Here is a 1041-nt window from a genome sequence, read left to right as displayed (position 1 = left end):
AATCTGTTTCGACTTCCGAATCATTGTCAACATCAGAATCAGTTTTGACATCAGAGTCTGAATCAACATCCGAATCAGCATCTGCTTCTGAATCAGCCTCAGTGTCCGAATCAGTCTCGACATCCGAGTCAGTTTCTGTATCTGAATCAGTTTTAACGTCTGAATCAGTCTCGGCATCTGAGTCAGTTTCAACATCAGAATCAGTATCGACTTCTGAGTCAGTTTCAACATCAGAATCAGTCTCGACATCCGAGTCAGTTTCTGTATCTGAATCAGTCTCAACGTCTGAGTCAGTATCAGCGTCTGAATCAGTTTCTACCTCTGAGTCAGTATCTACGTCTGAATCAATCTCGACCTCTGAATCATTGTCAGCATCAACATCTGAGTCGGTCTCAACCTCTGAATCAGTATCGACATCCGAGTCATTGTCCGCGTCCGAGTCAGTTTCAACTTCTGAATCGGTGTCAACATCAGAATCATTCTCAGTCTCTGAATCAGCCTCTGCGTCCGAGTCAGCGTCAACATCCGAATCAGTGTCTACGTCTGAATCGGTGTCAACATCAGAATCAGTTTCTGCATCAGAATCAGTATCAACATCCGAATCAATTTCAGCCTCTGAATCAGTTTCAACGTCAGAATCAGTGTCAACCTCAGAATCGGCATCTGTATCCGAATCGGTTTCTACGTCAGAATCGGTATCTGTATCCGAATCGGTTTCTACGTCAGAATCAGCGTCAACATCAGAATCAGCGTCAATATCAGAATCGGTTTCGGCGTCTGAGTCAGCGTCAACATCTGAATCAGTGTCAACGTCAGAATCAGTATCAGTGTCCGAATCAGCTTCAACCTCAGTAAGCCAATCAGTGTCAGCATCTGAATCAGCTTCAACCTCAGTAAGCCAATCAGTGTCAGCATCTGAATCAGCTTCAACCTCAGTAAGTAAATCGGTTTCTACGTCTGAATCGGTGTCTACATCCGAATCAGTATCAGCGTCTGATTCAGAATCAGCGTCCGAATCAGTATCGACATCTGAGTCAGTGT

At 44.4% G+C, this 1041-nt stretch carries 1 pseudogene; it reads right to left on the bottom strand.

Annotated features, from left to right (window positions below):
- Positions 1-1041, bottom strand: a pseudogene (locus tag HMPREF2704_RS11630) (hypothetical protein); the annotation flags it as partial.

This window comes from Streptococcus sp. HMSC076C09, assembly GCF_001837905.1.
GTDB classification, from domain to species: domain Bacteria; phylum Bacillota; class Bacilli; order Lactobacillales; family Streptococcaceae; genus Streptococcus; species Streptococcus parasanguinis_I.
Note: the sequence above shows the minus strand (reverse complement) of the source record. Positions and strands in the feature narration are given on the sequence as shown.